General features: G+C 58.2%; 12 protein-coding genes and 1 pseudogene. 3 read left to right on the forward strand and 10 right to left on the reverse strand.

Annotation, left to right across the window (positions count from 1 at the left end; all coding sequences use genetic code 11):
- The first annotated feature begins 8 nt into the window (after positions 1-8).
- On the forward strand, positions 9-215 hold the full coding sequence (locus tag CGK74_RS19340; protein WP_240498781.1) for a hypothetical protein: 207 nt from the start codon (positions 9-11) through the stop codon (positions 213-215).
- Positions 216-223: 8 nt separating this feature from the next.
- Here CGK74_RS19340 and CGK74_RS17955 read toward each other — a convergent pair whose 3' ends face one another.
- The 6 genes from CGK74_RS17955 to CGK74_RS18990 form a co-directional block, all read right to left on the reverse strand.
- Positions 224-3,325, reverse strand: coding sequence for a site-specific DNA-methyltransferase (locus tag CGK74_RS17955; protein ID WP_094269750.1), 3,102 nt, complete (start codon positions 3,323-3,325; stop codon positions 224-226).
- Between the two features lie 35 nt (positions 3,326-3,360).
- Positions 3,361-6,288 (reverse strand): SNF2-related protein, encoded by a 2,928-nt coding sequence (locus CGK74_RS17960; protein WP_094269751.1) that lies wholly within the window; start codon positions 6,286-6,288, stop codon positions 3,361-3,363.
- Positions 6,285-6,533 (reverse strand): helix-turn-helix domain-containing protein, encoded by a 249-nt coding sequence (locus CGK74_RS17965; RefSeq protein WP_476718184.1) that lies wholly within the window; start codon positions 6,531-6,533, stop codon positions 6,285-6,287. The genes CGK74_RS17960 and CGK74_RS17965 overlap by 4 nt, the downstream gene beginning before the upstream one ends.
- Positions 6,534-6,664: 131 nt before the next feature.
- Positions 6,665-7,867, reverse strand: coding sequence for a replication initiation protein (locus CGK74_RS17970; RefSeq protein WP_094269752.1), 1,203 nt, complete (start codon positions 7,865-7,867; stop codon positions 6,665-6,667).
- 373 nt (positions 7,868-8,240) lie between these two features.
- The gene (locus CGK74_RS17975) at positions 8,241-9,959 is read right to left on the reverse strand and encodes a recombinase family protein (RefSeq protein WP_094269753.1); all 1,719 of its coding nucleotides are present in this window, start codon (positions 9,957-9,959) and stop codon (positions 8,241-8,243) included.
- Entirely contained in the window at positions 9,956-10,123 is a 168-nt protein-coding gene (locus CGK74_RS18990; protein ID WP_165770112.1) for a hypothetical protein, read from the reverse strand. The genes CGK74_RS17975 and CGK74_RS18990 overlap by 4 nt, the downstream gene beginning before the upstream one ends.
- 611 nt (positions 10,124-10,734) lie before the next feature.
- Between CGK74_RS18990 and CGK74_RS17980 the strand changes: the two genes are divergently transcribed.
- Positions 10,735-11,241, forward strand: coding sequence for a hypothetical protein (locus CGK74_RS17980; protein WP_094269754.1), 507 nt, complete (start codon positions 10,735-10,737; stop codon positions 11,239-11,241).
- Between the two features lie 294 nt (positions 11,242-11,535).
- Here the strand turns inward: CGK74_RS17980 and CGK74_RS17985 are convergent, their stop codons facing one another.
- The 4 genes from CGK74_RS17985 to CGK74_RS18000 form a co-directional block, all read right to left on the reverse strand.
- Positions 11,536-11,742: a hypothetical protein gene (locus tag CGK74_RS17985; RefSeq protein WP_094269755.1), complete on the reverse strand. Its 207-nt coding sequence runs from the start codon at positions 11,740-11,742 to the stop codon at positions 11,536-11,538.
- A gap of 115 nt (positions 11,743-11,857) precedes the next feature.
- Positions 11,858-11,998, reverse strand: coding sequence for a hypothetical protein (locus tag CGK74_RS17990; RefSeq protein WP_165770113.1), 141 nt, complete (start codon positions 11,996-11,998; stop codon positions 11,858-11,860).
- A gap of 61 nt (positions 11,999-12,059) precedes the next feature.
- A complete protein-coding gene (gene tnpB / locus CGK74_RS17995) occupies positions 12,060-12,389 on the reverse strand; it encodes an IS66 family insertion sequence element accessory protein TnpB (protein WP_094269756.1) in 330 nt (109 codons plus the stop codon).
- Positions 12,386-12,754 (reverse strand): transposase, encoded by a 369-nt coding sequence (locus CGK74_RS18000; protein ID WP_133091954.1) that lies wholly within the window; start codon positions 12,752-12,754, stop codon positions 12,386-12,388. The genes tnpB and CGK74_RS18000 overlap by 4 nt, the downstream gene beginning before the upstream one ends.
- A gap of 84 nt (positions 12,755-12,838) precedes the next feature.
- Between CGK74_RS18000 and CGK74_RS19345 the strand changes: the two are divergent.
- Positions 12,839-13,066 (forward strand): annotated as a pseudogene (locus CGK74_RS19345) (IS3 family transposase); the annotation flags it as partial.
- Positions 13,067-13,100: the final 34 nt, after the last annotated feature.

The following is a 13,100-nucleotide window of genomic DNA, read 5'->3' on the forward strand; positions in this document are numbered from 1 at the left end:
ATCAGTTCGTGGAAGAACTTGGTCTGGCCGTCCTCGTCGATGCCCTCAAAACGGTCATCGCCCAAACGCATCTTGAGTGCCGCCAGCGTGCCGCCCTGAAAGAAACCCAGCACCCAGCGGTTGAGCACCAATTCCTGATGGAAGCTGCGCTTCTTGCCGCCGACTCTCGAGGCTGCACCGCCAGTGCCGGAACCGACGGCAGGGGTCTTGCGTGATCGTGCCATCAGATGTCCTCCACCGAGAACATGCGCTCCAGAAACTCCGGCTCAATCTGGCGCAGCTTGAGCACGCGTGTGGCACCACCTTCCTCCGCCGTCTGTGTCAGCACAGTGGGGATGTTGTGGTCGCCGTTGATGTAGACCACGTCGAACTCGTTGTCTGCCGGGTTGATGGCCAGTTTGTCGCAGAGCCTGGCTACACCTTCGTAATCCAGCAAATCACAGTCGCGCCATAGCACCAGACAGCTTTCACCGCTGGGTAGCGTGCCGGAGACGGTGACAAAGCCGCGGTGCGGCTGGGCGTCGATGTGCTTGACCCGCAGGCCGATCAGGAAATTGAAGGTCTCGACCAGATCGATCTTGCGCGGCTCGAAAGCGCCCGCCGAATCCACGGCCACGTTGAGGGTGTAGTCAAAGGGCTTCTTGAAGTCATCCACCGACAGCAGCGAGCCACGGCTTTCCACGTCCAGCAGGTAGTTGAGCAGGTAGTCGTCCTTGGCCTGCTGCGGCAGCGTGTTCAGTAAATCGCCTTGCGCGGTCGTGCGGCCCAGTTGTAGGTTGTTTAGGGTGTCTTCGTAGCTTTCGAGCTTGATGACTTTCAAGCAGTAAGAAATGCCGGTTTCGGGAGTAATTGGCTTGCCATCCTTCCACTGAGCGGCGTAGACGGCCTTAATAGTTCTCGGCTTGGTTACGGTCTCGAAATACTCTCCTTGTTCGACAAGAATGAACCCGAGCTTCGGGCTAGCACCTGCGGCCTGTGCCTCGCGTCGCATTTCGATCACTGCATGAGCCGTAGTACCGCTGCCACCGAAGTAGTCCAGCACTACCTCCTCTTCCTCCGCTTTAGTCGCCAAGGAAATACATTTCTTTACCAAGTTGATTGATTTCGGAAAATCAAAGCGTTTCTCGCCGAGCATGTTGATCAGAAGGCTGTTGCCGTAGTTTCCAGCATCGAACTCCCCGCCGCTCCAAACGGTCTTGGGCACGGTCTGTTCATGAGTAACGAAGAGATCCCAGTCGTCTCCAACCTTGAGTGCAGCGATGCGATCAAGGTTCTGGCGGATTGAATCAAGACCGAAATTCCAGCGTCGTTCGACTCCATCTTGGTCAATCGGCCAGACTTCAGTGCGTCCATCAGGCAAATGAACGTTCTTGCCCGAAGGATGGAAATCCTCGTCCGGAACTGTGCCAATATCGACAACCTGACCGTTAGTGACATAGATCGGATAAAACGACAGCCGACGGTCGATCCGGCGGGAATTTTCGCCCCATCGGCGCATCTTGCGAGGTGTTTCATTTTCTTCCAGCGTTCTGGCGACACTGGATAGCCCGTCACGAGTTAGAAACAATGCGTATTCGTGGGTGCGATTGAAGTTTTTAGTGATCGACCCCTTCGGGTTATGCACCACGGTGACTTTAGAAAGCGTGTGCTCAGGAGCCACAGATTCCATGACTTTGCATAAATTAACCATTTCAGAGTCGTCGATAGCAACAGTCTTTACTCCGTCGAACTTGAGCAAGTTCATTCCTTTAAGTAGGCGATCTTGCATCAGACTCATCCAAGACGAATGCTTGTACTCGTTCTTGTAGAGAATAGGCGTTGAGTTTGTATTGTAGGGAGGGTCGATATAGATGTACTTGACCTGCTCCCGATACCTCGCCTGAAGGATATTTAGTGCTTGGAAATTGTCACTATGAATCAGCAGACCATTAATGCCGCCGTCAAGAGACGAAACTTGTTGCAGTAGCTTGGCCTTAAACTCTGCAGTAAACAGACTCGTATCCACCATTCGATAAGGACTAGCCTTCAAGTCCGTCATCGTCCCTGGAGCATCGCCATCCCACACGCCCAGCTGTTTCCACCGCGCCCATTGCTGCGCGTTCGCTACTACTTCCGGCCACAGCGCTTCCGGTACCCGATCCAACGTGATGCAGTAGTGACTGGAGACAACAAACTTCTTTTTCAGCCACAGCTTCTTCTGGAAGTCTTCCAACTGAGCCAAGAAAGTGATCAGCTCCAGCGCGATGCTGCGCAGGCACTGGATCATGCGCAGGTTCTTTTCGATGTCGGCGAACGCGCCCGCGTTCTGCACGTCATCCAGATGCATGACTTCGTTCTTGATGTAGAAGTCCAGCTCGCGCCGCAGGAAACCACCCAGATCCTTGTGGATGAAGTAGTCCGCCGTGTTCTTGGTGGTGTAGTCGCTCAGGTGCTTTTCAAGCAGGGTGCGCTGCGGGCTCTTCTCGGTGGGCGCGCGGCTGCCCAGGACCTGCCAGCGGGCCTTGACGGCGGCGTCCGCCAGCACTGTTTCTACGGCCTTGGTGACCAGCGCCTCTTGCTTGGTGCCTTTGGGCTGGGCGACGTACTCGAAGCGGATGATCAGCTCCTGATTGCCATCAGTGCCCGAAACTTCCTCCACGGGCACCAGTTCTTCTTCGGCCTCGTCGCCGTTTTCATCCACGCGGGTAACGGTCTTGGCCGCTACCAGGGCAAATCGACGTTCCTTGTCGTTGTCCTTGCGGTTGTCTTTGGCGGTGTCGGCAGCGGCGAGGCGGAAATGCACCGTGCGACCGTCTTCCAGCTTGAAGCTGTAATTGCTGAAGTTCTCGCCGCTCTTGGTGTAGTACTGATCCTTGTTGGCCCAGTGCAGCATCACCTCTTCGCCCGCGTAGGGGATGGCGTAGGTGTCGCCCTTGTAACGGCGCTGGCTGATGAAGTCGCCTTGCTCGTAGTAGCGGGAGAAAAAGGCCAGCAGGTGCGAGAACACTGCGTTCTCGTGTTCGCTGCTGCCTGCTGCTGTCTCTTTCAGCTTGGCGCGTAGTTCCTGTACCTTGGGTACGGCATCGGGGCTGACACCCAAGGCTTGGGCGTTCTTCTCTGCCTCTTGCAACTCAGCTTGCAATTGCACGGCGCTGGCGGTGCTCCCTGCGGAGAGGGCTGCCTGAACCTTCTCAGCCAGCCGGTTTTTCAGGTAGTCGTTGATCTCGCCCGCGCGGGCGTTGAGGATGCGGTAGATACCGAAGTCCAGTTCCGGGCGGTCGATCTGGAAGATCTCGCGCAGCTTGGCGACGAGCTCCTGGAATTTGGGATTCTGTTTGGTGGTCATAGGTTGCCCTGATCTCGGGATATCTGATTCTTCGGTTACGTGACCTGCCAGCGGATGCTGAACAGGGTCTCGTTGCTTGTTTTTTCTTGCAGGCGCTGCTGGAGCGAGGCAATTAGCTCATCGCGCTTGGCGATGATCTCGTCCTCGACAGCGAAGATTTCTTGCCGCAGGCGGCGTTGCTTGCGCTCCAGCTCAGATAGCTCGCGCTGGATGCCGTCCTGCTCCTGCAAGGTGACAGCCTTGCGGGCGTCACGCTTCAACTGTGCGATGCGCGCCTTGGTGTTCTTCAAGGCTTCCTCTGCGGCCAGCAGCTTGTCGTCTGCCCAACGTTCCAGTTTGTCCCGTTCTTCATTGAAGAGGCGCTGGTTGGCTTCCAGTACCTGGGCAATGGTGGCGGCGACCGCGCGCTGGCTGTTTGCCAGAAGAGCCTCGGGCACGGTGGTGCTCAAGGGAGTGGGTTTGCCTGCTGCTGGAATGGCCATCAGCCTTTCGCAGGTTTCCTGATCCAGCACCTGACCATCGTCGGTGAGGCCGGAGAACAGCAGCGCCTCGGTGGTCTCGAAGGCGGTGACTTCCAGCCGGGCCAGCGTCAGCCAGCCGGACATACCTCGCAGTCTCTCGATCACGGAGACGCGCGCGCCGTGTTTGTCGTAGTCGAGCTTCAATGTGGCGACAGGCGTGGCCGCATTCAGGCTGGCTTCAATGCTCCACTCCCCCAGCGGGTGGCTGAGGCGATAAGCGTGCGCCAGCATGTCCGGCTGCGCCGCACCACGAATGAGCTGGTAGCGGCCAGTGGCGATTCCAGTTGGCGGCGTGCTCAGAGAGAACGCATAGGACTGCTCGTCGAAGCGTGCTCGGTCATTGAGCGCATAGCGGGTAACACCCCAGAACCAGCGCCCCAGTTTGTCGAGGCGCGCTTCGGCGTCCTGAAGACGCAGCTTGAGCCGGTCGTGGACATCCTCGTCAAAATTTTCCAGCAGCTGTGACTGGGTGTCTTTGATCCGGTCGGCAATGACTTCTTCCAGCTCTGTTTGGAGGGCATTGAAGGCTGCTTCGATCTGCTCGGGTTGACGGCAGGTGTCGTAGATCTGGAGGATGCGTTTTTCAAAATCGAGGCCACCCTCGATGCGGCCCAGCACTTCATCGCTTGCGCCAAACACGCCGGAGAACAGGTTGAATTTCTCGGTGAGCAGTTCCAGCACGCGCTGGTCTGCCTGGTTGCGGGTGTTTAGGAAGTTGATGACCACCACATCGAAACGCTGACCGTAGCGGTGGCAGCGGCCAATGCGTTGCTCAACGCGCTGCGGGTTCCACGGCAGGTCGTAGTTGATGATCAGCGCGCAGAACTGCAGGTTGACGCCTTCGGCAGCCGCTTCGGTGGCGATCATGATTTCCGCGCCGGTGCCGTCGTCCTTGCGGAAGTGGTCGATCAGCGCCGTGCGGCGATCTACCTGCGGCGAGCCGGTGACGCGATCCGTGCCTTTGTACTCTTCCAACCAGCGCTGGTAGATAGCGGTGGATTCCTCGTGGGTGTTGGTGCCACTGAACAACACCAACTTGCCCGCGTGCCCGTTAGCTGAGAGGAAGCGGTGCAGGTACTCCTGCGTGCGCTTGGACTCTGTGAAGATGATGGCCTTACGTGGCGCGTTCAACTCGGCCATCTTGCCGAAGCCCAGTGCGAGCGCCTTCAATAGCGCCTGCGCTTTGGTGTCGGTTTGCAGCGCTTGGGCGGCATCGACGAATGCGGTCAGTTCCTCGATCTCGGCGGTGATCGCGGCCCGGACGGCCTGGAAGTCTTTTGAAACGTCCGGTTTACTGCCTTCTGCTGGCACAGGCGTGAGGACTTCGGCGCCTTCCTCTGCCTCGCTGACCTCCTCTTCCAGGTAGTCCTGCTCCAGATCGTCTTCGGCGATGAGCTGTTCGACCAGTTGGCTGCCGTCGTCTTCCGCTTTGTCTGCTGTGAGCAAGCCCCGCAGGCGCTCGCGGATGGTGATCAAGGTGGCAGCAACGGCGTGCGAACTGGAGGCGAGCAGTTTGCGTAAGATCAGTGCTGTGAGGTGGCGCTGCCGCTTGGGAAGGGCGTAGGAGTCTTCCTTCTGCAGAAAGGCCGAGATGCGCTCGTACAGCGCCTGCTCGTCGTCGGTGGGGTTGAACGGCTGGGTGAGCGCCTTGCGTTCGGTGTACTTGATGTACTCAAGTACGTCACGGCGCAGTGTGCGTTTGGCGAAGCTGGCGAGGCGCTCGCGCAATTCGTCCAACCCCGTCCCGCTGTTCATGAACTGCTTGCGGAAGGCGGCTTCGTCGCCGAACAGGTGCTCGTCGATGAGTGTGGACAGGCCGTACAGCTCCATCAGCGAGTTCTGCAGCGGCGTGGCGGTGAGCAGCAGCTTCTTGCGGCCTTGCAGCGCACGCTTGAGCGCCTGGCCGGTGCGGTTGCTGGCGCGGTGTGCGTTGCGCAGCTTGTGCGCTTCGTCGATGACCACCACATCCCAAGGCACGGCTCGCAGCTCGGCTTCCAGCTTGGCGGCAAACTGGTAGGACATGATGACGACCGCCTTGCCAACCTGCCGCTGCAGGGTGGCGAGGATGTCTCCGGCCGACTGTTTGCGCAGTGAGACTGCATCCACCACGGTGGTGGGCACGGCGAACTTGTCATGCAGCTCCTGCGCCCATTGCTTGCGCAGGCTAGCCGGGCATATGACCAGCAGCCGACGACGGCGCTCGGCCCAGTACTGGCAAACGACCAGCGCGGCTTCAATGGTTTTGCCCAACCCCACCTCGTCAGCCAGCAGCACGCCTTCCTGCAACGGGTTTCGAAGTGCGAACAGCGCCGCCTCGATCTGATGCGGGTTCAGATCTACGCTGGCATCAAACAGCGATTGGGAGAGGCGATCTACGCCGTCTGCAGCGTGTCGTCGCGTCAGCTCGTGGGCGTAGTACTTGGCATGGTAGGCGGAGATCATCGGTTCCCCTCTCCGCTCTGAGCACGAATCCAAGCCTCAAGCTCTGTTCGCCTGAAGCGCCAAGACGTACCCACCTTGAACCCCGGCAGCCGCTTCGCCGAGGCCAACCGGTAGACTGTCCGCTCGTTAACCTTGAGGTAGGCTGCCACCTCAGAAACGGTCAGCACATCATCGTTGGGCAGATCAGCCACGCCAGTCCCCGTATGTGTCGACAAAGTACAAGAGAATACATCATGACCGCACACCGAGCACGATACTCCTGAACATCTACGCTACCCTTTCAGCATGTAGCCCTACCTCCTCTAGCAGCACGCATGCGATGCATACAGGCTCGCAGTGAGTAGTCGCGCTCAGCAATCGACTAACAGATGGCTGATCAATGTAGCCACCGGTTGACACTGCCAACTTCAAGAGCCTGATTGCATCCTTCTTGATGGTGGGGCTTCGCCCCCTCGCGCAGGCACAGCGACAAGCCTTCACTGTAATCGCGCGAGCCTCCCCCGCTGCTTGAGTCCAAGCCTTCTGATTTGCCTGCAAGGCCTCCGCCCGCTGTGGCTGGTATCTGATAGGCTTTTCCCCACCCTTCTTTTTCCGCCCTACGAAGCCAATTGCCTACGGTCTTATGATCGATACCGAGCTGTGCTGCGATCTGACGATGAGAAACCCCGGACTCGGCAAGCTCGAGAACTCTTGGAAGCAGCTCAGCACGCTTTACGGCCCCTTTCTTCCGTCCGCGAGCGGCCTGTAAATCCAAGAAGTCCTCACTTTGACCTGAATACTCACTCGAGTAGTTCTTTAACACCCAGCGGGAAACTGATCGCGCAATACTGCGTACTTCATTGAAGGAAAGCGCACCCGACTCATATTCTCGAAAGTCGTTGAACTCCAGCGCCTTCTCGAGACATTCAGACTCGAAGTCGCCGGACCAGTTTTTTCCGTCGTCTAGATAATCATCAACATGAAGGTACGCCCAACGCCTCAGCTTCTCGAAAAGCGTACAATTTCGACCGCGCGGATCCACGACATAAGAAATGTCTCGAGCCTTTCTAATCCACTCGGTGCCTGCAAGTCGGTCCCACACGTACTCATCAAGTTCAGCAAGCTCATAGGGCTCGGAACGCGGATAATGCGTAATATGATGCGGATGCAACGGATTTCGCCCCATCAACTGGGTGAACCGCGGATCTGCACCGAGCTTTGCGCCCAAGCCTCTGTAGACCGCATTAGCGAAAGCTTGGGGACCCCGCCGCCCGTTCTCGCTTCGAACGACCGGCGTCTTGAGCGCATAGTAGTAATGCGCATGCCCGTTCTCCGGATTGATAACGATAATATTCGGAGGCGGAGCAAGGACTTCGTCGTAGTGCCACTGCGCCACAGTCAGCGGCACCGGTCTGCCGTCGAAATCAAGATCAAAAACGAGCCAATATCTTAAGCTTGGCGGATTGAACTGTATGTGCGTGTAGTTCAGTGCGATCTCAAGCGACCTGAAGCGAGACGCCGTTTTGTCGTCAGAGCAGTAAGGCTTTCTCGGCAAGCGTTCAGCCGTGAAGAGTTGATGTTCCGGTTGTGGTTGTAACAAGGCACACCCTTATTGGTGTGCCGCGAAGCTATTTCAAATAGCTGACCTCAATCTCCCCATATCACATACCTCGGTATCGCGTCGCGGCGTCGTCTATACACGTGCCACCCATGCATACGCGCACCGATGACACCCGAGTGCTAGGCCAAATCGATCATGGCTTCACATAGTTGTATAGCTTCGACTCTCGCTGAATTAGCGCGCTACAATCAAAAAAATTACTCCGTCGTTCTAACTTGATTATCTCGCCAGCCATCAATTGATAACGACATGCAAGGCAAGCCCTGGCCTACGAGAACAGATAGCCCGTAGGCCTCGAGCAAACGCCGATCCTACCCAGAATCGGCGACTGCTCTTGCTTTTGTAGACTGACCTACACAGCCACACCCGAGTTTGCCACCGCCGGGCACACCTCTGGCCTTTCCGGCGTCAGAAGCTCCACAGTCCATCTCGCCTCACCGAAATTGTGGACCGGCCAGTAGCGCAACAAGAATCGCAGCTCGATCTCCTGCTCTTCAATCGTCTTCGTGTCACTCAACATCGCAAGTGCAACGCCGGGAGAAAAGCGGACCGAGAAAACAGACTGATATGTACTGAGCTTTCTTTCGAGCACGACAGAAGGAAAGAGTCGGGACAGTACAGCGCGGACTTGTGCAGCCGGAATGTCAGCATCAAAGAGGTCATCGAGCACGCGCAGCGGATCCACGACATCGATCTGCGCTGCGATGGCCTCTCTATCGACGGCTTCAGCCCCCGCCACCAACTCATTCACATGAATTCGCTGAGTTTGCGCGCGCTCACGCGCTTCGCTGTACCGTGCAAGTAGAACGGGATCCTCACTTTCGTCAGCCGCAATCAGTCGCGAAATACGTTCTTGCGCACCTTCCAAACGAGCGAGCTCAACCCTAGCCGCGCGGAGTTGCTCGTCCACATCACCAACCAACTTCGCGCGCAACTTCGCCCTGAACTCTTCAATGAACGGCTCGCTGAGAAAGTGACGCGCTGCGTGAATGAGAAGATGCTGAACCCCCTCTGTCGCGACGGTGCCCGTCAAACGTTCATCTGCACTGATGACGCTCTTCGCAACAGTGCATCGTGGACAGTAAAGCGACCGACAGCGACTCTTGCTCGTCACCGCAAGTATGCTTTCACAACAGCCACAGGTTACTAGACCAGCCAGCGCGTGTCGCCCCCCGCCGTAGCCCGAACGGCTTATCGTCTTCTGATTGCATCGCTCCCAGAGCTCCTCGCTAACGATCCGCAGTTCGGGGCGTAAGAATGGCACGGGCTCGACGACGTGACCGTGCTTCTTCGCACGCGCGCAAACCGTCGTTGACCCGTTCCAGATAAAAACCCCTTTATAGATTGTGTTACCCAGAAGATTCCGAACGCTCGAGGGCCGCCAATATCCGCCACTTGCCTCGCGGGCTGCCCGCCGCGTCGGAATACCGCGCTCATTCAGGCTTCGCGCGATCTGATGCATAGACTCTCCGCGCGCACGGCGCTCAAAAACGTCACGAACCATATCGGCTTCAGATTCATTGATCAGCCAGCGGGAGCCGATGCGATTACCGGCAGCATCGAGTTCGCGCTGCAGCGTGTAGCCATACGCTGGTGTACCGATCATGTAGCCCCGCTCAAGCTGTCCAAACATGCCGCGAATAACGCGATGGCGGGTATCTCGCCCCGACTGCTGACTCACGATACCTTCCAACCCGAGCTGCAGTTGCCAGTTCGGTCTTGTGGTATCGACACCATTCGCCGTCACCATCCGGACGCGCGCACTCGTCTCAAGTCGACGGATAATCTGCGCCTGAGTGAGCGCATCACGCGAGAGCCGTGAGAACTCGTCAACAAGCAGCACGTCGAAAGCCTGGCGATCCCAATCTTCCAAGAGCCGTCGGAGTCCCTTTCGCTTCGCTTCACCCTCGAATTTTCCGGTGATTGCGACATCTTGATAGATCTTCACATGCTCAAGTGAAATTCCGTTCTTCAGCGCGATTTCTTTGCAGCGGCGCACTTGATCGTCTAACGACGTAGCGCGCTGCTGATCATCAGAGTAGCGCACATAAATTGCACAGCGTTGATTCATTTTTTCACTGCCCCTACTTCTTTTGTCGGTTGCTTTACGCGAACCTGTCTCGCTGCAATCTCAGCGAGCAACTCCGCCAAGTCCCGCACGGGACCGGGCAATGCCGATTCGGTGCAGTTAATAGGTATAGCGTTCGACTCAGTGTCTGAGTTGATTTTTTTCATGCGTCAATTTCCCCTTGAGCAGGGCCAGATGATCGATGGAGCACCCAGGGCTGCCGCAGCTACGCATATTGCATCCAGGGCTGGTTTGTGGCCTTCCCGTGGCAACAGCGGTTTGCCCGATGCTTGTGCAACTTGAGGCCGCTTTCGCGTGAAAGATGACTTCCGTGACCAGCGACGACGACGATTGACTCATGCGGAAGGGATAGCTGCGGCAGCCCTGATGGAGCACCCTAGGAGTGATGACGACTTTTCTACCACCGCACACTCGATGTCGGATGCAGTGCAGCCTTCATTCACGAGTTGATGACTTGCAGTCGATCCGCGGAGGTAATTCGTCTTCACATGAAGCCAATCTCCCGCCAAAGAACCCGAGCCGATCTCGACCAGTGGCGTTATGTCTCGACCAAGAATTACACCCCTTACGCGGTCGGATTCAATCAGTTCAAGAGCTCGGAGACTCTGATGTAGCGCTCATCGAAGCTACTTACTCAACGCTTTCCCCACCACATCGTGCTTTCGCGACAATGTAATCATGGTATGACATGTAACGCCATTTGTCAACTATTGATTACACCACGTAGAATGAGGGCACGTTCACTTTGGAGTTGGGCATGCAGGAGGCACGTGGTGGCGCGGGTAGGGTGGACTTGGGGTCCCGCAATAAGTCTGAAGTGATCACGATCCGGATCACGCCCAAGGCGAAGTTCGGCCTTGAACTTATGGCTCGGATGTGTAACCGATCCGTGGCGCAGACCGTGGAGTTCGCGATCCAACGACTACTCGACGAACCTCATCGGCAGAGAGCGCCGCTCGAAGGAAGTGACTACGCTCATGCTGTCATTGAGGAGCTGTGGTCTCCTCATCGAGGCGAACGTCTACTCAAGATGGTATTCAAGCATCCGGAACTGCTGAGCTACGACGAGGAAGTAGCGTGGAACAAGCTTCTACGTTCCGGCGCACTAGATGCTTACATTTCGAACGCCGGGGCTGCATCTCGGGAAATGTTGCCCACAGCGGATATGCGCGAGCTCGAGGATCGGATCGATCAGTTCCTGGAAGATCTTGATGCAGCCGCGCGTGAGGAAGCGGCTCAAAAGAAGAAGCGTAGCAAGGAGTGAATCTGCGGTAGCCAACACCGATGGCCCTACGCTAAGTGGACACGAAGCAGCGGGCCTTATGGGGTCACCTCTGTATTTGTCCGTGCTAACACGTGTCCCGCGTTCAACCGCCCAGCAGGATGGCGTTGCGGTCAATAGGGCACTTGTCGTCAGGCAGGTGCCGTGCGGCGCTACCGTTTGCAGGGGCTGTAGATCAATAGATGGCCGCCCTTCCGCACGCAACCGATGTCGATATCGGGTACCGTCAGTGAGTTGTCGCGTAAGTTGCCGGGAGAGGTCACCGCGGCACGCGACTTACTGGCGCCGCAGGATGTTCAGCTCGGTGCGTGCTGCGTCCCGTATGGCGAGCCTCTGGGCGGCCAAATCTTCATCCGTACGCGCACCGGCACATGACGCCGGCAACTCCATGTTCGCGACGGCGAAGTCAAACCACGTTGGATAGCCGGCGGGCACGCCGGTGGGCGTATGGATGATTACCGCGTGCCTGCGCAGGGTAAGCACTCGGCGACCCCGTCTTGCCGTTTCACTCAGACGCAGACGGCCGGCTGCCAGCAATGCGGGAGCAACTCCCCAATCCTGTTGTAGGGCTGCGTCGGCAGCCGTTCGACAGCATCTTTCAGATAGGTTGTCGGTGCGCCAGCTCATGCGTGAGTCGCTCGATCTTGGTCTGGCGCCACACGAGCTCGCGCTCCTGCTCGATGAGCAGGCGGCGCAAGGTGTCGGCATCCAGTTGATCGAGGTCGGCGGGCAGCGGCATGGATCGATCATGTCCGATGCACGCATCCGCCGCCATCGGGGCATCCGCCGATAGCGCGTACTTAGAGCGTTCGGATCACACCGCCATCGCCCAGCCGTTGCCACGGCAGCCCGAGCACCAGCGCATCCAACTGCGCCCGGGTGAGTGCGACACCGCCCTGGCCCTCGGTCCAGTGAAACCGCCCTTGGTTCAGGCGCCTGCACGCGAGCCACACTCCGAAGCCGTCATGGACCAGTACCTTCAAGCGGGTGCCGCGCCGGTTGCTGAAGAGATAGGCGTGATGCGGCTGCGCCTCGCCGAACACGCGCACCACCTGCGCGAGCAGCGTGTCCATGCCGGCGCGCATGTCCAAGGGCGCGGCTGACAGCCACAGCGCCTCGATGCGGATCATGCGAGCCACTCGCGCAGCGATGCACCACATGCATCGGCGGCCTGGAGCGGCCACTCGAGCTTGACGCGGGCGTTGCCACGCTGTGCCTCGAGGCGGATTACCGGTGTCTCGACTGCGGGGGCGACCTGCACCGGCATAAAGCCCGGCTCGGCCAACGCAGTGAGTCCGACGCCCACCGGTTTGCGCCGGCTCGGCGGCTCGATGCCGCGCTCGCGCATCCAGCGATGCACCTGATTGGCGTTCAGACCACTTGCCAACGCAACGCCTCCCACCGAGACGCCCGGCTCACGGCAGGCCGAGATCACCGATTGCTTGGAGGCTTCGCTGTGCGTGCGCCGAGTCCGGCGCGAGATGACGACATCCATAGTGCCCACCATCAGAACTAGTGGACACGATCTTCAATGGGCTAGGCGGATGGGGGAAGGTGGGTTCACCGGGTGCTTACAACCACCGGGCGTATCTATGGCTATCGCAGGATCCATAACGATCCCCACGACATGGACGAGGCGTGTGACAAACATCGCATGGCGCGGCTGATACGCTTCGCGGGCCTGCGCTCGCACACTCGCTATGGGCGCCGCCCCGGTCGCTACGGTGGGCGGCCAGCGGTGGTGGCACCAAACCTGCGTCAGCGCCAGTTTGCCCCGACAGTGCCGAACAAGAGCTGGGAGGGTGACCGACATCGCCCGTTTTTTAAGGAATGGGACAGTT

Origin of the sequence: Thauera propionica, assembly GCF_002245655.1 — a bacterium.
Lineage (GTDB): Bacteria > Pseudomonadota > Gammaproteobacteria > Burkholderiales > Rhodocyclaceae > Thauera > Thauera propionica.

What these genes read in the sequence shown, in the direction of transcription:
- CGK74_RS17955 (WP_094269750.1), bottom strand. Translation starts at nt 3,325, where the DNA reads ATGACCACCAAACAGAATCCCAAATTCCAGGAGCTCGTCGCCAAGCTG.
- CGK74_RS17960 (WP_094269751.1), bottom strand. Translation starts at nt 6,288, where the DNA reads ATGATCTCCGCCTACCATGCCAAGTACTACGCCCACGAGCTGACGCGA.
- CGK74_RS17975 (WP_094269753.1), bottom strand. Translation starts at nt 9,959, where the DNA reads ATGAATCAACGCTGTGCAATTTATGTGCGCTACTCTGATGATCAGCAG.
- CGK74_RS18990 (WP_165770112.1), bottom strand. Translation starts at nt 10,123, where the DNA reads ATGAAAAAAATCAACTCAGACACTGAGTCGAACGCTATACCTATTAAC.
- CGK74_RS17980 (WP_094269754.1), top strand. Translation starts at nt 10,735, where the DNA reads ATGCAGGAGGCACGTGGTGGCGCGGGTAGGGTGGACTTGGGGTCCCGC.
- CGK74_RS17990 (WP_165770113.1), bottom strand. Translation starts at nt 11,998, where the DNA reads ATGCCGCTGCCCGCCGACCTCGATCAACTGGATGCCGACACCTTGCGC.
- tnpB (WP_094269756.1), bottom strand. Translation starts at nt 12,389, where the DNA reads ATGATCCGCATCGAGGCGCTGTGGCTGTCAGCCGCGCCCTTGGACATG.
- CGK74_RS18000 (WP_133091954.1), bottom strand. Translation starts at nt 12,754, where the DNA reads ATGGATGTCGTCATCTCGCGCCGGACTCGGCGCACGCACAGCGAAGCC.